Below are 23,842 nucleotides of genomic sequence, written 5' to 3' on the forward strand. Positions count from 1 at the left end.
CTCATCGGCACTTCTCTCGCGATTCAAGCGGTGAGAGCGCCTGGAGCAGGCTATCGGCCTGATCGGCAACGCTGCCCAGGACAATTTCCGTTGAGCCTCCCGCGATGGCGAATATCGCGGCCTCGGTCCGCAACCGTTGCATGCCATCGTTGGCAAAACCCTGGGCTCCGTACAGATGGGCACAGGTTTCAAGTACCTGATTGACGGTAATCCCGGCGGACGCCTTGAGCAGTGCCGCAGCCGCGTGATCATGCTCGACGGCAATACGTCGAGCGACCGCGCTGGCCAGTGCATCGAGCTGGCGGGCTTGTACCAGCGCCCGTGCAAATCGCTCACGCACGCCGTTCTGCTGCCAGATATCACCACGTGCCGTGAGCCAGGCTTTGGTCGCACACAACGCACGATGGCACATGGCTGAAGCCCATAAGCCGCTGGCCAGTCGCTCGACCGCAATGTGCCGGGCGAACAGCGGCAAGCCTCGCCCTGCTCCGCCAATCACTGCGCTCAGGGGCAACGAAACCGCCTCAAGCCGAATATGGCCGACCCCTGCATTGGGAAAGAGCGCGCTGTCAACCGGCTCGACCGATACGCCAGGCGTATCGACCGGAATCAACACCCAACTGAAGTTGGTGAAGTGAGGGCCTTCACGGCGCCGTGCCAGGACTAACAACCAGTGCGCCGTGGTGGCATTAGTGATCCAGCGCTTCTCGCCGCTGACCACGACCCGGTCATCAACCACCGTCGCCGTGGTGGCGAGCGCGGTAAGATCGGAGCCCGCACCAACGTCGGTCGCCGCCCAGGCGGTGATTGCAGTACCCGCCAACGTTGCAGCAGTTGCTGGCGAATCAGGTGCCATTTCGGCGAGTAACGGCAACGAACTGGCTAACTGAACACAAGCACTGAGCACAATGCCCGCGTCATCGCGAGCGTCCAACGACCCCAGTAAGATACGTAGCTTGTCCGGGTCTACGCCACGCTCCGGCCTGCCGTCACGATAGACACCCGCGATCTCCCCGCTGGCACCCAACTCGGCCCAGATCCTACGCCCTGCTCCGGTGCAGGGCGGGGTCATAGTCAAGTCAGTCAAAGCGCACCTCGGGGTCCAGCAGAGCCAGCTTGCCGTCAGCCAGACGCAGCCGGTCGTTGTTATAGTTCAAGGCCGCCGAACGCAGATCCCGCAGTGCCCGTTCCAGATGGGTCGGTGACCCACGCAGATAACCGTGCTGCATGCCGATAAGGGAAATGAGGTCTTCTATCACCGCATGACATTGCTCCGATGCGGTGACTTTGAGGCCATTGATCAGCAGTTGTATTCGCGGGCGACTCAGGTCCGGCTCGGTGTCCACCACCTCAGCGCAACGCCAGAGCAGCGCGTGCACCACCTCAAGCCGCTGTCGTGCAGTAGCCAGGCGGGTCAGCAGCAACTCGGAATCCAACTTCGCCGAGCCTCGTGCCCGGCTGTCGCGGAGCACGCCGATCACTCGGGACAGAGCACCGCTGGCGGTACCGAGCCAGGCGGCAGACCACCCCAAATGCGCTATCGGGCCGAAGATCGAGGACACAATCTCGCGGAAGCAGCCGTGCTGGCCAATTACTTGATGGGCAGGCAACTCACCCCGCAGATGCAAAGGCCCACTGTCGCTGGCGCGCATGCCCAGCGGCTGCCAGGTGCCGGCCGGTGTGACCTCGATCTGATCACGACGGGCGTAGACCAGCGACACTTGATGAGCCGACTCGGCGTGAGGGTCTTGCATCGTAATCAGGTAACCGTCGGCGTGGAGCCCGCCCGTGACGATGGGCGCAAAACGGTCAAGGATCAGATTATCGTTGGCGATGCCGAGCCGGGACACCGCACCGAGCAAGTTCCCACCAGTACCGACTTCGGTGGTCACCGATGCCAGATAGCAGCGCCCCTGGGCAATCTGCGGCAATAATTCGCTACGTAACTCACCGGCGGCATAACGGGTGATCGCAGCTACCTGCTGGCAATGCATGGCGAAAATCATGGCAACAGACATGTCTTCACGTCCCAGTTGGGTCGTCACCCGGAGCACGTCCGCAATGGTTCCGCCCAACCCACCAAACTCCTCAGGGACCAGCAACCCCAGAAGCCCGGTCTCCCGCAGTGCCTGCAGCGCTTGAGTCGGGAATACCGCATCGAGGTCAGTGCGCTCGGCATGCTCGGCGGTGATCCTCGCCACTTGCTTGACCAAGTCGGCCAATTCGGGTCGTGACAGCAACAACGTAGTCACGAGACAACTCTTGCGCTGAGCGCGACCGAGATCGCGTTCCACAGATTCCCTGCGGTCGCAAAGGTATGATCGTTGAGGTCTTCATCCGCCAGGGTGATCGCGAACACATCCTCGATACCGAAGAGCAGATCAATGGACTTCATCGAGTCCAATCCCAGCTCCCGTAACCGCATATCCGGGGTGAGAGCTTGATTGCGCAGCAGAGGAAGAAACGGCGTCAGCAGTGTTACGAAATCAGCGTTCATAAGTATTCCTTGCGAATCAATTCCAGTTGGGAAAGGTGGGTGACGCGACCGCCATCAACGACGACCTCAGTCGGTGCCGGGTGCCCAAGGAAGGCAATAAGACTGGCGTACAGACCGTAAGCACCGACGTTCGGCACGCTCAGCACGTCGCCACTGCTCAGGGCTGGCAACTGGGCGTTCCTGGACCAACTGTCCAGCGGTGTGCAGAGCGGCCCGGTGACAATGAACGGGGTCGTCGGCCCTTCTTGCTGCTGCCCGACGAGATAGGGGTTGAGCGGCGGAAGCCGGCGCAACCCGGACATGCCTCCCAGGTGATTGATGCCCGAATCCAGGACTACAACATCCTTGCCATGGGATTTTTTGACATCGAGCACCCGCGTCAGCAAGGTGCCCGCAGTGCCCACCAGATAACGGCCAGACTCAAAAACAATGTGCGGCGAGCCTTCGCGCCATGTCCTGAAATGCTCATCGAAAAGCGTCGCGAGGCCCTCGTGCAATCCCTCCAGATTGATGGCTTGCCCTTTCTGAGCGAAAGGCGCACCGAAACCGCCTCCTAGATCAAGGGTCTCGATCTGCACGCCCTGACCGGCGAGTACCTCTGTCAGACGCGCCGTCGTGGCGAGTGAGTGTGCGAACTGCCCGAGCAAGTCGTGCACATTTGTCAGGTTGGTCCCCATGTACAGATGCAATCCGCTGACGCGTACGCGCTTGCGATTAGCAAATCGCTGCGGCTCGGCGAGCACCCACTCCAGGTCCGCACCGAATTGCGAGGGAACGCCCGTCATCGTCAAACCCTGGCCCGCAACCGGCTGATCATCGTTGATGCGCAACAGACTGCGGACATCGACATCTGCGTGTTCGGCCAATCGATTCAGTTGATCCAGCGCCATCCCCGAGTCGACGGAAAACTCACGCACCCCGATCTTCAACGCGTAAGCCACATCCTCGTCGCGTTTACCCGGGCCGGTATAAAGCACCTCGCTTGCCGGCCATCCGGCCGCAAGTGCCTGGTCCAACTCACCGACAGAGCACACCTCCGGCAGCGCGCCCTGGCTACGAACTGTCGCAAGTATCGCCGGATGCGGGTTGGCCTTAAGCGAGTAATAGATACCGTTGAGCCGAGGCAAGGCCGAGCGCAATCGCTCGCAGTTGGCCTTCACTTCATCCAGGTCATACAAATACGCTGGGGTCTGGACCCCGAGCCTCATTGCGGCGTCGACCGCCACGCTTGCGGCTTCGCTGACGGGGTCCGCCAATGCACTAGACATTTGCGACCTCCTCACGAAGCGCTTTACGGTTGATTTTTCCGTTGTTGGTCAACGGCAATTCGTCCAGCACCACACAACGCTGTGGAATCTTGAACTCCTCGATTTCCTCGCGCAGCATCAGCTTCACGTCTTCTGGGCTCAGGTCACCGACCACCACCAACAACGCCGGCTGGCCGCCGTGAGGCGGCAGTACCACTGCGGCCTCAACGCCGGCCAGGCGTCTCACCGCGGCCTCAACCTCAATGGTGCTGACGCGAAATCCGCGCTCTTTGTAAATGTCATCGTCACGACCGGCGAAGTAGACGTAACCGTCCTTATCCTGCCAGCCTTGATCACCGGTACGCAGTTGCGGGAAGAGCCCGTCCTGACGATGAAAACGCTGCGCAGTGAGTTCGGGGCAACGCCAATAACCCGCCATCACATTCGGGCCACGCACCACAAGCTCGCCCACTTCACCAGGCGGCAATCGATTGCCGGCGCTGTCCACGACAAACAGCTCCGTTCCGGGCAACGCGAGGCCGCAGGCACCCGGCCGTTCAAGATCGGCATCCGGTGGCATGATCGCTGCCCGCTTGCACTCGGTCAGGCCGAACATCAGTTGAACCCGCAAGCCCGGGATCGCCTCACGCAACGTGACCAGCGGCTCGGCCGGCATGGCCGCTCCCGTATTGGTCAGCAACCTGAGCGACGAGGGAATCACCGCAGAACTTCGGCGCAGCAGTCGGGCCAGGTTTTCGGCAACCGCCGGCACCGAGGCGAGAATGGTCGCCTTCGCTTCGATCAGGTTGGTCAGTATGGAAGGCCCAACCTCTGCTGGCAGACCAAGCCGAACATGCGCCCCGCTGAGAGCACCGAGAAAGACCTGATACATGCCGTAGTCGAACGAAAGAGGGAGCGGGCAATACACGACGTCTTCGGTCTGGTAGGCCAGTACCTTCTGGATGGCGTGGATCGCAAAAAGCGCCTGTTCATGGGTACTGACCACCGCTTTGGGACGCGCCGTGGTGCCGGAGGTGTAAATCAGGCACAACGGATCGACCGAGATACCCGCTGTCGGCGTGGTCGAGTACGCCAGATCCGGGGCGACGAGCATCTGCTGGCGCAGGGCCTGAAAACTCACGGCCGGGATGCCACGCTGGCGAGCCAATTCCAACGCCGCCTCCTCAGCCGCAATCAACAGTGCAGGCTCGGCATCATCAAGCACGTGTGCCAGCGCTTCACCGCGGGTTTGCTCATGCAGCAATGAGAACGTCGCGCCCATTCGGGATGTCGCGTAGATGAGCACAGGCACCGACACATCGGTAGGCCCGACCACGACTAGCCGTTGCCCACGACGCAACCCCAGGTGCAGTAGCCAGTCGGCGGTCAGTCGGCTGGCAGTCGCCAACTCAAGGTGAGTAAAGGACGCGGTCTTGGTCGACACCGCCAACCGGTCCGGCCAGCGCTGTGCCGCAGCATCAATCAAGTTGTGCAACAGGTTCATTCAAGCTCTCCTCTGGCTGGCGCGCCGCTATACGGCATAAGTCGTCGATACAGTGCAGGTTCTCCGGTACCAGATCGTCGGGGTCGAACAGCACCCCCAATCGATCCTCAAGACACTCGACAATCTCCACGACTCGGAACGAGCTGAACGTGGCAAACGAGGGAAAAGGCGTGCCGGCAAGAATGTCGGCCCTGGCGACATCCAGGACCTGTGCCACAACGTCGGCAATCCGGTCACGCAAGGTGGCCACGGCAAATACCCGGACATCCCCGACCAGCAACTCAGCGAGGCGTTCGAAGACCACCGAGGGTGCGCTATTGCCACGCAGACTACGGCGGTACGCCAGGTAGGTATGCTCGACTAGCAGCCGCCACTGAGTGAGGTGCTCAGCAATCGCCTCGCCATCCGTTGCACCCACCTGATGGTGCAACGCCGCATGCAACTGGCGGGATCGCGCCATCAGCCAGGTTTCCAGCGTCAGTCGCTCCAGGGCTTCTACCTGATCGGGGTGTTCACGATAGGCCCGCAGGTAGGCGCTGACACATTGTGGGTCCGCTACCAGAACCAGTGGTTCAGGCAACGCGTCATCCGGGAGTACCTGGGGAGCCAGCGCAAAAGCGCGGGCGCCCTCGGGTAATGCCTCGGCCAACTGCTCTGCCGATAACGACCAGGTACCGGGGCGTGCTGGTCCCCACTGGGTGTCGTTGTGGTAACCGTCCGAGATCAGGACGTCCTCATCCCGGACCTCGAGGAGAAAACTGTGCTCCATGTGCTTGTGGCCGAAGTAAGGCACCCAGTGCAGATGGAAGGCATCGGCGACCACATACAGGCAACCGTGCTTGTCACACAACGCAAGCAGTTCCGACGCCGAGCCAACGTCTCGACATTCGACGACACGTAGCCCCAACCAACGCTCGGCGGCGTTCAAGTAGTCCTGCTGAAGGGGCTCGATCGTCGGCAGCCCACCGTCACCCTCCCGGGGTTCGAATCGCAGCACCGCACCCAACGCCAACGAACGCTGCACGCCATGATGGCGCTCGGCGAGCAATGCCAGGTTGACCTGCATGCAATCGAGTTGCTCAGCACCGACGCCGATCATGACTGCCTCGCCGGGCTATCCACCGGGGCCAATCCCGAAACCGCCGCCAACAAGGCTGCCGGACTCGGTGCCTGGTCACGCAGCGTACCGTCGAGCAGTTGTTGGTAGGCGCCCAGGTCCAGATAACCATGCCCGCTGACACACACCAGGATTCCACGCTCGGCACGCAGATCACCGGCGCCGCTGGTGGCCAACCGAGCTGCAGCCGCCAGTGCATGGCAGGACTCCGGTGCCGGCAGCACCGTCTGGGTCTGGGTGAAGACTCGACCGCACTCCAATGCCGTCACCTGGTCTACCGCCACGGCGTCAACATACCCCTGGTGTCGAAGTGCAGAAATAAGTTTCGCCGCACCGTGGTAACGCAAACCGGCAGAGTGCGAGTCAGGAATCGAATAGTCACTGCCAATGGTGTACATCGCCTCAAGCGGAGACGTACCCGTGGCGTCAGTTTTGTCATAGGCGTAGACGCCCTTGGTCAGTTTGGGCGTGCTACTGGACTCGGCCGCGACCAACCGTGGCATGGTGCCCCCCGACGCTTTGGCCTCGGTGTAGAACGGTAGCGCCAGGCCGCCAAAATTCGATCCCGCACCCACGCAGCCGATGACCGCATCGACCTCGGCTTCGTGCTCGGCCAACTGTTCGGCTGCCTCGAGACCGATCACCGACTGGTGCAGAATGCTGTAGTTTTCACCACTGCCGATGCAGAAAGCCGCCCCGCTGGTACGCGCGGCATATTCGACCGCTTCACCGATGGCGAGTGAAAGACTATTACCCTGGCCTCCCGACTGCCGAGCAACGTCGGTAAGCGTGGTGGGGCTGGCATGCACCTCGGCTCCCAGCAAGCGCATCAGGACTCCCCGATAGGGCTTGCGCTCCAGGCTGGTGCCGACCATAAAAATCGTGCACCGCATCCCGAATAGCGAACACGCCGCAGCCAGCGCGGTTCCCCATTGTCCTGCGCCCGTACCGGTTACCAGCTCGCGCACGCCGGCTTTGTGGTAGTAGTAAGCCTGCGCCAGCGCCGTATTAAGCTTGTGGCTGCCGGAGATATTTTCACCTTCATATTTGACCCAGATCGGCACCCTTGAACCGATCGCCTGTTCGAACCGACTGGCGCGCCACAGAGGCGTCGGGCGAAAGGACCGGTAGGCCTCCTGTACCGGTGCGGGGATATCCCAGAACTCTTTCTGCTGGATGCTCTGGCGCGCCAGTTCCATCGGTAGATTGACCTGTACCGAGCCCCCCGCTCTCGTCTGGGGCGTGCGGTCTTCGGGCAAGCGTTCGTCAAGATAGGGCAACGCACTACGCCACTGCGCAGGAACCTGAATACTCATGCGCTGACCTCCGAATGGTTTTGGATAACGTCCACAAGATCAGCCACCGTGGTGAAGGACCGGCCTACGAACAGGTCGTCGCTCAGCGTGACGTCCAACTGCTCCTCCAGTTGGATCAGCATGCCGACGAACCCCAGCGAGTTGATCCTGAGCAATGCACCATTGAGCGGCTCGTCATCCGCGACCTGGTCGGGACTGATCGCCAGGCGCGACTCGGCAATGACAACTTTTTTGACGGCCTGCGCGACGCGGCCACGATCCAGCTTCAGAACGGACATGATGTACTCCTGTCTGCGCGCAAGGCGCCTTTGGCGTCGACTACCCAGCTATAGGTCAGCAATGCGGTAAGGGTCACCGAACCACGCACGTGCAAACGGCCGGTGCTGATGGATATTTCCGAACCGAGCTCCAGCGTCGGACCATCGTGCAGGCGCAGGGAGCCGTTGATGACCACCGCCGCCGCATCGATCAGGGCCACAAATTGGTCAATGACCGCCACCTCGTTGCTGATGATGCCTTCGGTGTGTTTTGAACCGTACCGACGAATATGGGCCACTGCTTCGTCGAGTCCGGACACCGGCAGCACACCGAGTGTCGCGTCGAGAAACTCACGCCCCAGATCGTGTTCACCAAGGGCCTGCACGCTGACGTTGGCCCTGCCGTGCGCTTGCAACCCGGTCCCCAATCGAAGTGTGATCGGGCCCTCTGCCGCCGTACCCGCCTTAATCAGTTGCTCAACGAAGGCGTCAGCGACTTGCGCATCCACCAACATCAATTCCACCGTATTACACGCTGTCGGCTCCGCAAGTTTGCTGTCCAGCGCAATCGCCGCGGCCAGTTTCAGGTCGGCACTGTGGTGAACGTAGATATGATTGACCCCGCCACCACTGGCGATGACCGGGATCGAGCTCACCGAACGGCAATGCTCGATCAGCGACGGGCTGCCTCGAGGTATCAATACATCGATGGCGTCATGGCGCTTGAGCAATTCACGCAGGACCGAGCGATCCGGATCGGAGACGATCGTCACCATGGATGCCGGCAAACCCGCCTCAAGCAGGGCACGGTGGATGATGTCCGCCAACGCCGCGTCGGTCGCCGCCATCTCCTTCCCTCCGCGCAGCAACACAGCGTTGCCTACCACCACTGGAATCAGTGCACCCTCGACCGTCACCGTCGGGCGGGCCTCATACACCATGAACACCACGCCCAAGGGTTTGGGCACACGACGTAAGGTTCCCCAGTCATCGACGTTCACCCATTGCGTGGACACCGTCGCAGCCGGCAGTTCGCGCGCCACTTTCTCGGTCAGCGCAACCAGGTGGCGCAGTTGGCTCTCGCCCATGCGCAGCCGTTCTACCAGTACCGATGGCAAGCCTCGTCGCTCGGCCTCCTTGAGGTCATGGGCATTGGCCTGCAGAACCGACGCCCACTCTTGCGTGAGCAAGCTGGACAACACTTGGCAGTAGCGGGCATAGGCCGGATCGCCTACAGGGGGGGATGTTTCAAAGGCATGTCTTGCGTTGCTTAGCAGTTGCTCAACCATCAGGTTCTCCTTACCACATGAATTGGCCGCCATCGACGATCAACTTTTGTCCCGTGAGATAACTGCTTTGCGCGCCAATCAGAAACTCCAGGGCGGCTGCGATATCCTCGGTAGAACCGAGGCGCCTTTGTGGAATCTGCGCCAGCACCTCCGCCAGCTTGTCGCGGTCATCGAGGTGGAACCGAGTACGTAACTCTTCGGTATCGGTCATGCCCGGTATGAGGCAGTTGACCCGGATCACCGGGGCCAACTCGAGGGCGAGGCATTTGGTCAAATGCAACAAACCCGCCTTGCTTGCGCAGTAATTAGCCCCATCCAGGCGTGGGCGAATTCCCGTAGTTGCCCCAATGTTCACCACCGAGCCGCGCCCGGCCTCGAGCATCGCCGGGGCAAATGCCCGCGTCAGATAGAAAGGTCCGGACAGGTTGACCCCGATGACATGGCTCCAGTCCTCATCCGTCAGCTCTAGAAACGGCCTATCCCGGTTGACTCCCGCGTTGTTGACCAAGACCTGTGGCACCCCATACCGGGTGATGATCTGGTCAGCCACGGCACGAACCGCGTCCGGATCGGAGACATTGACCTGTATCGCGACCAGGGCGTCGCCCCATTGCATCTCGGCCTGCCGCGCAGCGTCGGCATCGCCCTGATAAAGCGCGATGACTCGATAACCCAGGCTGATCAATCGCCTGCTGAGCGTCAGGCCAATGCCTCGCGTGCCCCCACTCACCACAGCAATCCGTAGTTCAGTCATGGCCTGCCTCCGCCACCCGGGAGGCGGCTCAAAGCGCCACCTGCTGTTCGATCCAATGACGAAACTGGCCGACGGTCCGCAAGTCGACCAGATCACTGAGATCAATTTCGCTGTCGCTCTCCGGAATCAGGGTCAGGATCAGGCGAACGGCTGCCAAAGAGTCGATACCCAGCTCTACAAGCCGCGAGTCATTTGTGAAGTCCCTGCCGACAGCCTTGCGGATAGCCGCTGTTACATCGGCATCAAGTTTTCGATTGGTCGAGCCCATCAATTCCCCCCCCAACACGTAGCAACATAAATGAGTTCCCAATGCAAATAGAAAAAAACAACGACTTGGTAATTGAAGCATTATTGTTTTATTTATTTTTCTTCCGCACTCGAACGCCGACAGGCTTGCGCCCACCATCAGAGTTTAATAACTAAACGTTACCTGTTGGGTTAACCAACTTCGTATTACGTTACTTGCACACCCGCGAGAGACTTATCAATTAAGCCACCTAATTTTTTTCGATTAGATGCATCTTCCAGCATTGAATAATGGTCACCTGGAGCGGCAATACATTCCAACAAGGAGTGATCGACGACTTGCCCCCAACCTAAGGTTGAATGGGCGCTGCCATGTTCTATCGTAGAGATCGCATAAGGAGAGAGCTCCTGGGCGCGGAACAAATGAATTTTTACCGGCGGCACACCAATAAGATATTTATCCACGTTGCGTTCAAAACCTCGGACCTGCTCCCAACGCACTCGCTCAAGGCTTGGGTCCAACCCTCGGGGGTAAAGACCCAATTTTTGGGCGGCCTCAATCAGTTGCGTAAAACCGACTGTTGCGACTTGCTGTTGTAAACACTCAACGGCTTCCCGTTGTGCAAGGGTCGAGCGCGCGGCGATATCCTCGAAAAACGTGTTCTGCACAGGTTGGCCAGTCGCTTCCAGGCTTGGCGGCGCTCCATCGATAATGCCCAGAAAGTCGACCTCATGGCCCAAGTCCGACAGAACCGCTGCGATGGCATAGGCCAGCACACCCCCGGCTGAATAACCGATGACCCGGTACGGTCCGGTGGGCTGGATGGCCTGCATGAAAGCAGCCATCGTGGTGGCCATCGACTCGATCGTTTGCAGTTCAGCCTGCGCGGCGGGCGGCCAAGGCAGCGCATATATCGGGTGATTGGCAGCGATATGAGGCGCCAGCGAAAAGCTGTACGAGTAATCGCCCAAGCCACTTGGAACAAAGAAAATCGCCGGTTCATCCCCTTCCGCACGTACCACCACGCTGCCCGATTGGGCTCCGGGAATCGAGCCTCGGGCAATCTGTGGTGCCAGGTGGCTCAGTACGGAGTACTGGAACAACTCGTTGAGCGACAGCGAATAGCCCAGGCCGGCCAACTGGCTGATCATTTGCACGGCGAGCAGTGAATGACCGCCCAATGCGAAAAAGTTGTCATGGCGGCTGACCTTGTCCAGTTTGAGCAACTGCGCCCATACCCCCGCGAGTGCCACTTCGACCTCTCCCTGCGGCGCTTCATAAACCTGACGGGCGAAAGCATCGTCGTCTGGTACGGGTAGCGCCTTGCGGTCGATCTTGCCGTTAGGCGTCAGTGGCAGCGCGTTCAGCCTGACAAAGGCCGCAGGCACCATATACTCCGGCAACCGTGTGGCAAGATGCGCCCGCAAGGTGCCGGCCAGTGATTCGGCGGGCTCGGCCACCACATAAGCCACCAGTCGCCTGTCGGCGCCATCACCTACTGCAATCACTGAGGTTTCGAGCACCTGTGGGTGCTCGGCCAGGCGTGCTTCAATCTCCCCCAGTTCAATACGGAAACCGCGGATCTTGACTTGGTGATCGTTACGCCCAAGGAATACCAAGCTGGCATCCGGCAGATAACGGGCCAGGTCGCCAGTCTTGTACATCCGCGCACCAGGGACCGCACTGAACGGATCATCGACGAAGACTTGGGCCGTCAGTTCCTGACGATTCAGGTAGCCCCGTGCCACGCAGGCCCCGCCAATGTATAGCTCACCCGCGGTGCCCAAAGGCACCGGCTGGCCGTCCGCAGTCAAGACATACGTGCGGGTGTTGGCAATCGGTCGACCGATGGAGTGCATGACATTGTCGGGAAACACCTTCAGCAGGGTCGCATTGACCGTCGTTTCAGTTGGCCCATAGGCATTGAACAACGCCGGACGATGCCCTTTACGGCTAAACCAGGCTTGCAAGGCTGGAGGGTATGAGGCCTCACCACCAAAGACGATCTGGCGCAGGGTGGCCGGCAGATCAATTTCAGGTTGAGCAATGGCCAGCCGAATGAAAAAAGCGCTGGGTATGTTGAGGTACGTGACCTTATTGACAGCACACTGCGCCGCGAAGTCGTACTCGGAGTTCAGCCACTGGTCTGTGCGCAGAACCAGTGACGCCCCGCAGGTAAGAGCAACGAAAATATCTTCCACGGACATGTCGAACGAGATCGATGCAAACAGCAGCAACCGATCTTGCTCCGTGACGTCATAACGATGCTGCAATGCCGCCGCCTGGCTGATCAGGTTACGGTGTTCGACCATGACGCCTTTGGGTTTACCAGTGGAGCCCGAGGTGTAAATAACATAGGCCAGGTGCCGGGAGGTCAGACCGGGCACCCGCACATTGGTCTCGGGCAAGTCGGGCAGCACATTCGGATCGAGCACAATATTCGTGGTCAGGGCCGTTTCACCCAGGACATCCCGACCGGCCGAATCGGTCAGCAAGGCAACGGGCGAGCAATCCTGCAAAATGTCCACCAACCGCTCCGACGGATAGTCGGGATCCAGGGGGACGTACGCTCCCCCTGCCTTGAGCACGGCCAACAGGCCAACCAGCAACGCAGGCGATCGCTTCATGCAGATCGCCACCCGCGCGTCAGGCTTGACGCCCAGCGCGATGAGTTGATGGGCAAGTCGGTTGGCTCGGGCGTTCAGTTCGGCATAGGAGGTTTGCTGACCTTCGTAGATCAGCGCGACTGCGTGTGGCCGCAGTTCGACCTGCTGCTCAAACAGACGATGAACACACGCATTTTCGGGGTACTCGATCGTATGTTGATTCCATGTATCGAGCAGCAGCTCGCGCTCGGCGGGCGCCAGAATATCCACCGTCGCGACAGCACGTGGCGTATCCAGCGCCATGGCCTGCAGTATCGACTGCAAATAACCTGCGTGGCGTTCAATCGTTTCGCGATCGAACAGCGCGGTTGAGTAATCCAGCGTTCCGACGATCTCCCCGTCCACCAGCGCTAGGCTCAATTCGAGATCGAACTTAACGGTGTCATAAGCTTGCTTGGCAGGTGAAACCTCCAGGCCAGGCAGGCTCCATTGGCTCACGTCAGTGTTTTCCCAGACGAAAATCACCTGGAACAGCGGCGTGTGATCCGAACGGCGTGGCGGCTGCGCGATCTCGACCACCTGCTCGAAAGGCAAATCTTGATGCCCTTGGGCACCCAGTACCCTATCGCGTACACGCTTAAGCAATTCACCTGTATCCGGCGCGCCGGACAGATCAACACGCAACGTGAGCATATTGACGAAAAAGCCAATGAGCGATTCGACGTCCTGGTGCCTGCGGTTGGCCGTCGGCGTTCCGATCACCAAGTCATCCTGCCCCGAGAGCCTTGATAGCACTGCCGCCCAGGCAGCCAGCACGGTCATGAATAACGTAACGCCGTGTTTGCTGCTCAGCGTGCCGAGCGCTTGGGTAAAGGTCCGATCAAAGTGGATCGGCACCTGGGCCCCGACAAACGATTGTTGGGCGGGACGTGGACGATCGGTTGGCAAATCGAGCATCGTCGGCATGCCGGTCAGGGCCGTGCGCCAGTAATCGCCTTGCACTTGAAGACGTTCATTCGATAACCATTGGCGCTGCCACGCCGCGTAATCGGCGTACTGAATCGTCAGCGGCGCCAGGCCATGCGGCCGACGCTCCAGAATCGCTGCATAGAGCGTGCGAAGCTCGGGCAGCAACACCCCAAACGACCAACCGTCCGAGACGATGTGATGTTGGGTCAGCAAGAATACGGATACCTCGTCGCTCAAACGGATCAGGCGAGCGCGCACCAGTGGGCCTTGAGCCAGGTTGAACGAAAGGCGTGCTTCTGTCGCGCTCATGCTATCCAACTCGGCTTGCGGATCAGACACATTGCGCAGATCCTGTTCGATCAGCGGCAAACCGTGCGCTGGAGGCAGCAGATTGACCCAGGGCTGGCCGTCACGCGTGACAAATACCGACCGTAATACCTCATGCCGCTCAAACAGGGTATTGAGCGATTGGCGCAACGCCTCAACGTTGAGCGAACCTTTGAAGTACCAGGCCATCGGGATGTGGTAGGCGTCACTCCCGCCGTCGAACTGCGCCAGCAGCCACAAACGTTGCTGAGCGAATGACAACGGCAACAGCCCGTTACGCACAAGGGGTTCAATCGGTAATAACGAAGTGCCTCCTTGTACCTGGTGTTGCAGGACTTCTTCAGCCAGCCCGACAAGCGTGGGCGACGTAAAGAGCGACGCCAGCGGTAACTCTGCCCCCAGGTCCGTAACGCGGCTGACCAGTTGCATGCCGAGCAGCGAATGCCCACCCAGCTCAAAGAAGTTGTCGTGACGACTGATACGCTCCAGTCCTAACAATTCGCTCCAAATCGCTGCCAGGCGGCACTCGATCTCACCTTCCGGCGCAGCATAGACCTGACGTACAAACGCATCGTCCTCGGGCGCCGGCAGTAACTTCTGATCGACTTTGCCGTTACCGGTCAACGGAAGTGCATCAAGGCGCACGAATGCGGACGGCACCATATAATCCGGCACCCGGGCAATAAGATGTGCAAACAGCTCCGCGGCCAGTAGATCACCCGGCTCCGCCACCACATACGCGATCAGACGCCGGCTCTGCCCCTCCCCAACCGCCAATACCGTCGCTTCAGTGACAGCAGGATGCTTGAGCAAAGCGCCTTCGATTTCACCAGGTTCCACGCGAAACCCACGAATTTTGATCTGATGATCGTTGCGACCGAGGAAAACCAACCACCCCTTCTCATCACGCAAGACCTGGTCGCCCGTGCGGTAGCGGATAGCACCTGGCACATACGGATCGTCGATAAAACGCTCAGCGGTGCGTTCCAAGTCATTGATATACCCGCTGGCCGGGCAACGCCCGCCCAGCAGCAGTTCACCGACCACCCCTCTGGGCGCCAAGTGCCCGGTACGATCAATCACCTGAGCAGTCACCCCAGTCAATGGCAGCCCGATGGGCACATAGGCCGGCCACGGAATATCGGTCGCAGCCAGCCGGTGAGTGGTGACAGCATGGGTTTCCGTCGGCCCATAGAGATTGACCAACTGCACGTCCGGGTGACGTTCAAAGAATGCCTGGGTGTTCTCATCGACAATCAGTTGCTCACCGGAAACGCACAGATACCTCAGCGCAGTCAGGTCGAAGTCTGCAGCTGCCTGCACAAAAGACCGAAGTGCCGCCACCGGCAGATAGACATGCGTCAGGTCGCCCTGGCGTACATGGTGCGCGATACCCGGAAAATCTCTTCGATCAATGCCCCCTCTGGACACCACCGCACCGCCCGCCACCAGTGTCGGCACAATCTCCTGGAACGACACATCAAAGCCCAGCGGCGCGTACTGAAGAAACCGGCTGTGCTCATCAATGCTCAATGCATCCAGCTGCCAGGCGGTCAGGTTCACCAACGGCACGTTATGCATCAACACGCCCTTGGGTTTACCCGTCGAGCCTGAAGTAAACATGACGTAAACACCGTCTTCCGGCCTGCGCGCTCCCGTGGGTGGATTCAGCGCACCCTGCAACTCTCCAAGCTCGAATACCGTAATACCCGGGTCACCCACACCCACGGCAATCCGACAATGTGCCTTGTCGGTCATATACGAAAGACGCTCAGCGGGAAGGCTCAAGTCCAATGGCAGGAACACAGCACGAAGCTTCAGCACCGCGAGCATGGCAATGATCGTGTCAATGAGTGTCACGGTCGTCAGGCCGACCACGTCGCCGCCCCGTACATTTCGCTCATACAACCCTGCGGCTGCCTCATCGACACGCTGATACAGATCGCGATAGGTCAGAACCGAGCCGTCCTCCTCAACCGCTACCCGATCTGCGTGACGCACCGCGCTGGTCTGCAACCAGGTATAGAGATCGCCGACGGCAGGCTCATGCCAATAGCCGTCGCTCCTAACACTGTCATCCAGCGAGGAGTCGGCAAACAGGTTGGCCAAGGCAACGCCAGGATCACGGACCACCGCATTCAGCGCGTCCAGGATCGAACCATGGATACCGTCGGCAACTTGCTGGGGCAACAACGTGGTGTCGTGCTCCAACTCCAGTAGCCAGCCGTCTGACGTCGGCGTGACACCTAGCCATAGATCAAACTTTGCAGTGCCCGTGCCATGCTCACGTACCGATTGCACCGGACCGTCGGGCGCGACGGCTGTCGAGTCCTGCATGGCGAGCATGCTCGAGAACAGCGGGTTGCGATTGCTGTCGCGGTTGGGTGAACAGTAGCGAACCACCCGGGTGAACGGAACGGCCACCGAACGCTTGAGCTGATCGACCTCGGTGCTGATCGTCGATCGCAAATACTCGTCGAAACCGACCTGCCAGGGAACCTGGGCGATAAACGGAAGGGTATTGACAAAGAATCCGCACAGATCATACGAAGCGAGCGTCCGACGAGCCGCGAGGGGCACACCAAAAGTCACCACTGGGACGTCGGCATGACGCCCGAGCGTCGCAGCAAAAATACCGGCAAAGAAGGTAAACGGCGTGACACCCAACTCACTCAGCGTTCGGTCGATGCCTGCGTTGAGCTCATGACTGAGCTCAATTCGGCGACGCTGCCCCGAGAATGAAGTGACGAGAGGGCGGCCTGGGCGAGGAAAAAGAACAGTTGTCGGTGCTTCCTGCAGGCGTGCACCAAGGGTACGAGCGGCATCTTCTACACGGGCTTCATTCGCGGCGCGGAACTGGGCGGCGAGTTCACGCTGAAGCGCTGCCTCCCTTGCATGACGCAACGTGTGGGTATCGAGATTGCCTGCAAGGGCCGAACTGAAATCACGGATCAAAGGCTCTATAGACGCTCCGTCAAATACGGCGTGGTGAATCACCAGCAATAACGACGAACGCTGGCCGTCGGCAGCCACAACATGGGTAGCCCGCAATAACGGCGCCTGGTCCAGTTGAAACGAGGTCTTGGCCAACACCTCCAGCTCTGCGTCTACCGTCGACTCAAAAGCGTCTTGCGCAACGATTTCGCGCAATGGGAGGTCGGCAATGGATAGAGGGCTGACAAGTAACGCTTGTAAATCGCGGAACGCCAGCCTGAGCGCAGGCTGAACTTCAATCAAACTAGTAAGAGCATACTTAACTGCGTACGTAGTTACCGTCGAAGCAAGCGACAACTCAATCAAGATATTGTAAAGATGAGGCACCGGTATAGATTTTTGTACGACGACCAACCCCAACTGGGATTCCGTCAGCGGTGCTGACCAATCTTCCATGATATTACCCTCGATTTGTTGACCATCCCTGTTGCTGTCAACTCGGGTTATTATAAATAACTCAGTAAAACGCCCCTCAGCGAAACCGTATTGAAAGACCATCGATAGGCTTTACTCAATACAGATCCTAGAAAAACACCGCCCGCAATTTTTATAACTGCCACTCAAAGTGTCCTCACATCGTAGTAGCGTTTTTTCCCTGCGCAAGTTTTTTTTAGACTTTATTTTCGATGCATAGAGCACTCTCCTTATAAGGCTAGAACCAGAGGTTTACGGAGCATCTAATCGTGACAAAAGCATGACAAGTGCAACGCTTATTTAACTCACAACTGTGACTAGCGCAAAGAATAGGGCCGTGGTATGGCGAGAAAGACGGAACGTCCACCATGAGCATCAGAAACGCTTCGGGTAGAGCGGCCTGCGTGCTTGCAAAAAACCTCATAAACCCGGCATGTTCTATTTTTACGATCACATTTGGACGCTAAGCTTGCCTTATGGATGACTCCGATTATCTGCGCCTGCTCACCATAGCGGCCGAACAAGCCAATGCGTTCCTGTCCAATGCCCGCAAATGGGAGCGTGAGCGTTGGGTCTGCCAACGCCTGCTGCAAGGCCTGAACGTGCCCTATCGCGCCGAAGAGTTTCACGCCGCCGGGCAAGAGCCTCCAGATGTACTGTTTCGCGACGCCAGCTTCGAGGTTTTTTTCGTGCTGGATGAGGGCCGACGCCTGAATGATGAATGGCGCGACGAACTGCTGCGCCGTCGCAGCGCCTTTTCCCTGAGCCAATTGGTACGGCGTGAAGCCAAGCCCAAGCGCATTCCCGCCCATGAGTTCCTTCTGCGTCTGGCGCCAACCCTGCGCAAGAAAGCCCACAACTACAAGGAACGCGGGATGGACCTGGGAGAGCTGGATATCATTGCCTTCGCCAGCCTCAAACGCGAAGTGCTGGACCTCAATAGTCACTTCCCGCCACCCACCGAATACCTGCGCCAAGGGTGGCGCTCGCTGTCATTGGTGGGGCCGACCTTTGCCCGGGTGCTGTTCGCCCACCCTGACGCACCGGATTTTCTGCGCAATAACCTGGGGCGCAGCATTGTCTTTGACGTCGGTATCAGCCTATAGGCCCGACCGCCGGCATGGCGAACTCCCAGGCCGGGTGATACAAAGAGCAATCAATATTTGCCTGCTGATGGCCAGTGAACGAAGGCAGCGCGGTTCAGCGACTATGCTTCTGGCAATGCCGCAGATCACACACCTGTAACGTTCACTCCTTTTGCAACGTCTACCTGACGAGGCCTTTATGACCAGCCGCCTGAACCCCGACGACCAAAAGCATGTCGAAGAGTACCTGCAACTGTCCCAGAACCAAGTTGAGCGCAGGCCTTTCCGGCCATGGCTGCTCCTTGGCGTGGTACTGGTGGCCGTGATCGGGATGGGCCTGCTGAGCCGACTTTTGAGTTACCTGACGCTATGAGCTGCCTTGCGCTCGCTCGGGTAATTGCACCGATTTCTTTTAGCCTTGCGAGATATCCCCATGACCCATCGTATTATTATCGTCGGCGGCGGCGCCGGCGGCCTGGAGTTGGCTACCCGCCTGGGTAAGACTCTGGGCAAACGCGACACCGCCAGCATCACGCTGGTGGACGCCAACCTGACCCACATCTGGAAACCGCTGCTTCACGAAGTCGCCGCCGGTTCGCTGAACTCTTCGGAAGACGAACTCAATTATGTTGCCCAGGCGAAATGGAACCACTTCGAGTTCCAGTTGGGGCGCATGAGCGGGCTCGACCGTGAACAGAAGAAGATCCAGCTGGCCGCGACCCTCGACGAACAGGGCCTGGAACTGGTCCCTGCCCGCGAACTGGCCTATGACACCTTGGTTATCGCTGTCGGAAGCACCACCAACGACTTCGGTACCCAAGGTGCGGCAGAACACTGCCTGTTCCTCGACACCCGCAAACAGGCCGAGCGCTTCCATCAGCAATTACTCAACCACTACCTGCGCGCCCATGCAGGGCAAACCGATGTGGTGGAGCAGATCAGCGTTGCCATCGTCGGCGCTGGGGCAACCGGCGTTGAGCTGGCGGCCGAGCTGCATAACGCAGCCCACGAACTGGCGGCGTATGGCCTGGACCGGATCAAGCCGGAAAATATGCACATCACTCTGATCGAAGCAGGCCCCCGGGTATTGCCTGCTTTGCCGGAGCGCATTGGCGCCCCAGTGCATAAAACCCTGGAGAAACTTGGAGTCACGGTGCTGACCAACGCAGCCGTCAGTGAAGTGACTGCTGACAACCTGATCACCAGCAGCGGCCAGGTGATTCCTGCCAGCCTCAAGGTCTGGGCCGCTGGCATTCGTGCACCGGGCTTCCTCAAGGATATCGACGGCCTGGAAACCAACCGCATCAATCAACTGCAGGTGCTGCCAACCCTGCAAACCACGCGCGATGAAAATATCTTCGCCTTTGGTGACTGCGCGGCCTGCCCACAAGCAGGTACCGATCGCAACGTACCGCCACGGGCGCAAGCCGCTCACCAACAGGCTTCGTTGCTGGCCAAATCATTGAAGCTGCGGATTGAGGGCAAGACCCTGCCGGCCTACAAGTACACCGACTACGGCTCGCTGATTTCACTGTCGCGTTTTTCGGCGGTGGGTAACTTGATGGGCAACCTGACAGGCAGCGTGATGCTGGAGGGTTGGCTGGCGCGGATGTTCTATGTATCGCTGTATCGCATGCACCAGATGGCGCTGTATGGCTTCTTCCGCACAATGATGTTGATGCTGGGGAGCAAGATTGGGCGCGGCACTGAGCCTAGGCTCAAATTGCACTGACAACGGGTCCAGGATAGGGCCTGATTTCTGTGGGAGCCGGCTTGCCCGCGATGCAGACACCTCGGTACTTCAGGTATACCGAGCTGATCCAATCGCAGGCAAGCCAGCTCCCACAGTTGTTTTGTGGAAGGCTCAATATTTTTGCAGGCAAAAAAAATCCCCGTATCTTTCGATCCGAGGATTTTTAATATGGTCGGGGTAAGGGGATTCGAACTCCTGACATCCTGCTCCCAAAGCAGGCGCGCTACCGGACTGCGCTATACCCCGGTAAAAAAAAGGCGACCTTTCAGTCGCCTTCTACGATCAGTGCTTTTGGCCTCTGATCTTAAGATTCGATTCCAGCGCTAGCTGGTTTCAAAAATGGTGGGTCGTGTGGGATTCGAACCTACGACCAATTGGTTAAAAGCCAACTGCTCTACCAACTGAGCTAACGACCCAAATATGGTCGGGGTAAGGGGATTCGAACTCCTGACATCCTGCTCCCAAAGCAGGCGCGCTACCGGACTGCGCTATACCCCGGCTTGAAATTGGCTCCGTGACCAGGACTCGAACCTGGGACCCAATGATTAACAGTCATTTGCTCTACCGACTGAGCTATCACGGAACTACATATTTCAAAGTACAACTTTACTGCTTGTTACCCTCTCTTCAACCCGTCCGTATCGCTACGTTCACGTCTCTGAGGCGCGCTATTCTACAATCTTAAAAACCCCTGTCAACCCTTTAAATTGCTTTTAAGACAATGATTTGCGCTTCTTTCTGATTTCTTCTTGGGGAGAAGAAACCCGTGGGCTGACGTTGCTGCGGGGCGCACTTTACAAGCCTTTGCCTTACAGTTCAACGCCCTATCGAAAAAAAAGGCCCCGCAATGCGGGGCCTTCTCTTATAACGGTACAACCTGGACTCAATGGAAGACGATTTCGTCGTTCTCCACGGTCGCCGTGACGCTAGTGCCCGGCATAAAGCTGCCGGACAAAATCAGCTGCGCCAACGGGTTTTCGATCCAGCGTTGGATCGCACGCTTCAACGGCCGTGCGCCGTACACCGGGTCGTAACCCACGGCAATCAGCTTGTCCAAGGCTTCGCTACTCAGCTCCAGCGACAGCTCGCGCTCGGCCAGACGGCTGCGCAGGCGACCCAACTGGATCTCGGTGATGCCAGCGATCTGATCCCGCGCCAGAGGCTCGAAGATCACCACTTCATCCACCCGGTTGATGAACTCCGGCCGGAAATGGCTGGTCAACGCATCCATCACCGCCGCACGCTGGGCTTCACGATCCCCCACCAGCTCTTGGATCTGCGACGATCCCAGGTTGGAGGTCATCACGATCACCGTGTTGCGGAAATCCACGGTACGCCCGTGACTGTCTGTCAAACGACCATCTTCCAACACTTGCAGCAACACGTTGAACACATCCGGGTGGGCCTTCTCGACCTCATCCAAAAGGATCACTGAGTAAGGCTTGCGCCGCACGGCTTCGGTCAGATAACCGCCCTCTTCGTAGCCCACGTAGCCTGGTGGTGCCCCGATCAAGCGAGCCACGGAGTGTTTCTCCATGAACTCGGACATATCGATTCGCACCATGGCCTCTTCAGTATCAAAGAGGAACTCGGCCAACGCCTTGCACAGCTCGGTTTTACCGACACCCGTCGGGCCGAGAAACATGAAGGAGCCGCTCGGACGGTTCGGGTCGGACAACCCGGCCCGGGAACGCCGTACCGCGTTGGACACTGCGACCACCGCTTCTTCCTGACCGATGACCCGCTGGTGCAACAGGCTTTCCATTTTCAGCAGCTTGTCACGCTCACCTTCGAGCATTTTCGACACAGGAATACCGGTCCACTTCGACACAACTTCGGCAATTTCTTCCTCGGTCACTTTACTGCGCAGCAACTGGTTCTCGCTTTTGCCGTGCTGATCGACCATTTGCAGACTGCGCTCCAGGTCCGGGATCACCCCGTACTGCAACTCGGCCATGCGGTTCAGGTCGCCCTTACGGCGAGCAGTTTCCAATTCTTGACGGGACTGCTCGATCTTTTGCTGGATCTGCGCCGAGCCCTGCACTTCGGCTTTTTCCGAAGTCCAGATCTCTTCGAGGTCCGAATACTCACGCTCCAGGCGAACAATTTCTTCCTGGAGTTTCTCCAGGCGCTTGATTGCCGCCTCGTCCTTTTCTTTCTTCAGGGCCTGGGATTCGACTTTCAGTTGAATCAGGCGCCGCTCCAGACGATCCAGCACTTCCGGCTTGGAGTCGATTTCCATACGAATGCGGCTGGCCGCTTCGTCGATCAAGTCGATAGCCTTGTCCGGCAGTTGACGGTCAGTAATGTAGCGATGGCTCAATTTGGCCGCCGCAATGATCGCGCCATCAGTGATCGCCACCTTATGGTGAACCTCGTAGCGCTCTTTCAGGCCACGCAGGATCGCGATGGTGTCTTCTTCGCTCGGCTCCTCCACCAGCACCTTCTGGAAACGACGCTCAAGGGCAGCGTCTTTCTCGATGTACTGGCGATATTCGTTGAGCGTGGTGGCGCCAACGCAGTGCAACTCACCCCGCGCCAATGCCGGCTTGAGCATGTTACCCGCATCCATGGAACCTTCGCCTTTACCGGCGCCGACCATGGTGTGCAGTTCGTCGATAAACAGAATGATCTGCCCTTCCTGCTTCGACAGTTCATTAAGCAGGGATTTGAGGCGCTCTTCGAACTCACCACGGAACTTGGCGCCGGCAATCAGCGACCCCATGTCGAGGGACAGCAGACGCTTGCCCTTGAGGCCATCCGGCACTTCACCATTGATGATGCGCTGGGCCAGGCCTTCGGCAATTGCAGTTTTACCCACGCCAGGTTCGCCGATCAGTACCGGGTTGTTCTTGGTACGACGTTGCAGCACCTGGATGGTGCGGCGAATTTCGTCGTCACGGCCGATCACCGGGTCCAGCTTGCCTTCTTCGGCACGCTTGGTCAGGTCGACGGTGTATTTATCCAGGGCCTGGCGGGACTCCTCATGATTGGGGTCATTCACCGCTTCGCCGCCACGCAGGTTGTTGATGGCGTTTTCCAGGGCCTTCTTGCTCACGCCCTGGCCCAGCAACAATTTGCCAAGCTTGCTGTTGTCGTCCATCGCCGCAAGCAATACCAGTTCGCTGGAAATGAACTGGTCGCCCTTCTGCTGGGCCAGGCGATCGGCCTGATTAAGCAGGCGCGCCAAGTCCTGGGACATGTTCACGTCGCCAGTGGGGTTCTGGATTTTCGGCAGTTGGTCGAGCTCTTTGCTCAACTCCTTGCGCAGGCTGTTGATGTCAAAGCCCACCTGCATCAGCAACGGCTTGATGGAACCACCTTGCTGTTCCAGGAGCGCTTGCATCAGGTGCGCGGGCTCGATGGCTGGATGGTCCAAGCCAACCGCCAGGGATTGAGCATCCGATAAGGCCAACTGTAATTTGCTGGTTAAACGATCAATACGCATTAGTCACCTTCCTTTTAA

16 protein-coding genes and 4 tRNA genes are annotated in these 23,842 nt (G+C 58.8%); 3 read left to right on the forward strand and 17 right to left on the reverse strand.

From position 1 onward, the window contains the following. Position 1: 1 nt before the first annotated feature. The 12 genes from HKK55_RS21005 to HKK55_RS21060 all read right to left on the reverse strand — a co-directional run bounded on the left by HKK55_RS21005 (position 2) and on the right by HKK55_RS21060 (position 17,520). Positions 2-1,087: an acyl-CoA dehydrogenase family protein gene (locus tag HKK55_RS21005; protein WP_202020911.1), complete on the reverse strand. Its 1,086-nt coding sequence runs from the start codon at positions 1,085-1,087 to the stop codon at positions 2-4. Beyond that, positions 1,080-2,252, reverse strand: coding sequence for an acyl-CoA dehydrogenase family protein (locus HKK55_RS21010; RefSeq protein WP_202020912.1), 1,173 nt, complete (start codon positions 2,250-2,252; stop codon positions 1,080-1,082). Before HKK55_RS21010 ends, HKK55_RS21005 begins: the two co-directional genes overlap by 8 nt. Next, entirely contained in the window at positions 2,249-2,497 is a 249-nt protein-coding gene (locus HKK55_RS21015; protein WP_169356421.1) for an acyl carrier protein, read from the reverse strand. Before HKK55_RS21015 ends, HKK55_RS21010 begins: the two co-directional genes overlap by 4 nt. After that, the gene (locus HKK55_RS21020; protein WP_202020913.1) at positions 2,494-3,765 is read right to left on the reverse strand and encodes a hypothetical protein; all 1,272 of its coding nucleotides are present in this window, start codon (positions 3,763-3,765) and stop codon (positions 2,494-2,496) included. The genes HKK55_RS21015 and HKK55_RS21020 overlap by 4 nt, the downstream gene beginning before the upstream one ends. Then, the gene (locus HKK55_RS21025; RefSeq protein WP_169356422.1) at positions 3,758-5,248 is read right to left on the reverse strand and encodes a class I adenylate-forming enzyme family protein; all 1,491 of its coding nucleotides are present in this window, start codon (positions 5,246-5,248) and stop codon (positions 3,758-3,760) included. Before HKK55_RS21025 ends, HKK55_RS21020 begins: the two co-directional genes overlap by 8 nt. Beyond that, the gene (locus HKK55_RS21030; protein ID WP_169356423.1) at positions 5,223-6,347 is read right to left on the reverse strand and encodes an acyl carrier protein; all 1,125 of its coding nucleotides are present in this window, start codon (positions 6,345-6,347) and stop codon (positions 5,223-5,225) included. Before HKK55_RS21030 ends, HKK55_RS21025 begins: the two co-directional genes overlap by 26 nt. After that, positions 6,344-7,681 carry a TrpB-like pyridoxal phosphate-dependent enzyme gene (locus tag HKK55_RS21035; protein ID WP_169356424.1) on the reverse strand — a complete coding sequence of 446 codons (1,338 nt, stop codon included), beginning with the start codon at positions 7,679-7,681 and terminating at the stop codon, positions 6,344-6,346. The genes HKK55_RS21030 and HKK55_RS21035 overlap by 4 nt, the downstream gene beginning before the upstream one ends. Next, positions 7,678-7,959, reverse strand: coding sequence for an acyl carrier protein (locus tag HKK55_RS21040; protein WP_169356425.1), 282 nt, complete (start codon positions 7,957-7,959; stop codon positions 7,678-7,680). Before HKK55_RS21040 ends, HKK55_RS21035 begins: the two co-directional genes overlap by 4 nt. Beyond that, complete coding sequence (locus HKK55_RS21045; RefSeq protein WP_169356426.1) at positions 7,947-9,227, reverse strand: glutamate-5-semialdehyde dehydrogenase; 1,281 nt, start codon at positions 9,225-9,227, stop codon at positions 7,947-7,949. Before HKK55_RS21045 ends, HKK55_RS21040 begins: the two co-directional genes overlap by 13 nt. A gap of 10 nt (positions 9,228-9,237) precedes the next feature. Continuing rightward, positions 9,238-9,981: an SDR family NAD(P)-dependent oxidoreductase gene (locus HKK55_RS21050; RefSeq protein WP_169356427.1), complete on the reverse strand. Its 744-nt coding sequence runs from the start codon at positions 9,979-9,981 to the stop codon at positions 9,238-9,240. Between the two features lie 28 nt (positions 9,982-10,009). Further along, entirely contained in the window at positions 10,010-10,249 is a 240-nt protein-coding gene (locus HKK55_RS21055; protein ID WP_169356428.1) for an acyl carrier protein, read from the reverse strand. A 185-nt stretch (positions 10,250-10,434) separates the two neighbouring features. Then, complete coding sequence (locus HKK55_RS21060) at positions 10,435-17,520, reverse strand: non-ribosomal peptide synthetase (protein ID WP_169356429.1); 7,086 nt, start codon at positions 17,518-17,520, stop codon at positions 10,435-10,437. Between the two features lie 494 nt (positions 17,521-18,014). Here HKK55_RS21060 and HKK55_RS21065 point away from each other — a divergent pair, with 494 nt between their 5' ends. The 3 genes from HKK55_RS21065 to HKK55_RS21075 all read left to right on the forward strand — a co-directional run bounded on the left by HKK55_RS21065 (position 18,015) and on the right by HKK55_RS21075 (position 20,355). Further along, positions 18,015-18,644 (forward strand): DUF1780 domain-containing protein, encoded by a 630-nt coding sequence (locus HKK55_RS21065; protein WP_154744567.1) that lies wholly within the window; start codon positions 18,015-18,017, stop codon positions 18,642-18,644. Positions 18,645-18,822: 178 nt separating this feature from the next. Further along, entirely contained in the window at positions 18,823-18,996 is a 174-nt protein-coding gene (locus tag HKK55_RS21070; RefSeq protein ID WP_169356430.1) for a DUF3094 family protein, read from the forward strand. Between the two features lie 60 nt (positions 18,997-19,056). After that, positions 19,057-20,355, forward strand: coding sequence for an NAD(P)/FAD-dependent oxidoreductase (locus HKK55_RS21075; RefSeq protein ID WP_169356431.1), 1,299 nt, complete (start codon positions 19,057-19,059; stop codon positions 20,353-20,355). Positions 20,356-20,545: 190 nt separating this feature from the next. Here the strand turns inward: HKK55_RS21075 and HKK55_RS21080 are convergent. From HKK55_RS21080 to clpB, 5 genes are all read right to left on the reverse strand, one after another. Continuing rightward, positions 20,546-20,622, reverse strand: a tRNA-Pro gene (locus HKK55_RS21080). Positions 20,623-20,716: 94 nt separating this feature from the next. Next, positions 20,717-20,792, reverse strand: a tRNA-Lys gene (locus HKK55_RS21085). A 5-nt stretch (positions 20,793-20,797) separates the two neighbouring features. Next, a tRNA-Pro gene (locus tag HKK55_RS21090) sits at positions 20,798-20,874 on the reverse strand. Positions 20,875-20,883: 9 nt separating this feature from the next. Continuing rightward, positions 20,884-20,959 (reverse strand) — tRNA-Asn (locus HKK55_RS21095). Positions 20,960-21,259: 300 nt separating this feature from the next. Beyond that, positions 21,260-23,824 (reverse strand): ATP-dependent chaperone ClpB, encoded by a 2,565-nt coding sequence (gene clpB / locus HKK55_RS21100; RefSeq protein WP_169356432.1) that lies wholly within the window; start codon positions 23,822-23,824, stop codon positions 21,260-21,262. Between the last annotated feature and the right edge of the window lie 18 nt (positions 23,825-23,842).

The organism is Pseudomonas sp. ADAK18 (assembly GCF_012935695.1).
Classification (GTDB): Bacteria; Pseudomonadota; Gammaproteobacteria; order Pseudomonadales; family Pseudomonadaceae; genus Aquipseudomonas.

Coding starts and splice junctions, on each gene's coding strand:
- HKK55_RS21060 (WP_169356429.1), bottom strand. CDS start 17,520: ATGGAAGATTGGTCAGCACCGCTGACGGAATCCCAGTTGGGGTTGGTC.
- HKK55_RS21050 (WP_169356427.1), bottom strand. CDS start 9,981: ATGACTGAACTACGGATTGCTGTGGTGAGTGGGGGCACGCGAGGCATT.
- HKK55_RS21055 (WP_169356428.1), bottom strand. CDS start 10,249: ATGGGCTCGACCAATCGAAAACTTGATGCCGATGTAACAGCGGCTATC.
- HKK55_RS21015 (WP_169356421.1), bottom strand. CDS start 2,497: ATGAACGCTGATTTCGTAACACTGCTGACGCCGTTTCTTCCTCTGCTG.
- HKK55_RS21070 (WP_169356430.1), top strand. CDS start 18,823: ATGACCAGCCGCCTGAACCCCGACGACCAAAAGCATGTCGAAGAGTAC.
- clpB (WP_169356432.1), bottom strand. CDS start 23,824: ATGCGTATTGATCGTTTAACCAGCAAATTACAGTTGGCCTTATCGGAT.
- HKK55_RS21030 (WP_169356423.1), bottom strand. CDS start 6,347: ATGATCGGCGTCGGTGCTGAGCAACTCGATTGCATGCAGGTCAACCTG.
- HKK55_RS21020 (WP_202020913.1), bottom strand. CDS start 3,765: ATGTCTAGTGCATTGGCGGACCCCGTCAGCGAAGCCGCAAGCGTGGCG.
- HKK55_RS21075 (WP_169356431.1), top strand. CDS start 19,057: ATGACCCATCGTATTATTATCGTCGGCGGCGGCGCCGGCGGCCTGGAG.
- HKK55_RS21025 (WP_169356422.1), bottom strand. CDS start 5,248: ATGAACCTGTTGCACAACTTGATTGATGCTGCGGCACAGCGCTGGCCG.
- HKK55_RS21065 (WP_154744567.1), top strand. CDS start 18,015: ATGGATGACTCCGATTATCTGCGCCTGCTCACCATAGCGGCCGAACAA.
- HKK55_RS21045 (WP_169356426.1), bottom strand. CDS start 9,227: ATGGTTGAGCAACTGCTAAGCAACGCAAGACATGCCTTTGAAACATCC.
- HKK55_RS21040 (WP_169356425.1), bottom strand. CDS start 7,959: ATGTCCGTTCTGAAGCTGGATCGTGGCCGCGTCGCGCAGGCCGTCAAA.
- HKK55_RS21035 (WP_169356424.1), bottom strand. CDS start 7,681: ATGAGTATTCAGGTTCCTGCGCAGTGGCGTAGTGCGTTGCCCTATCTT.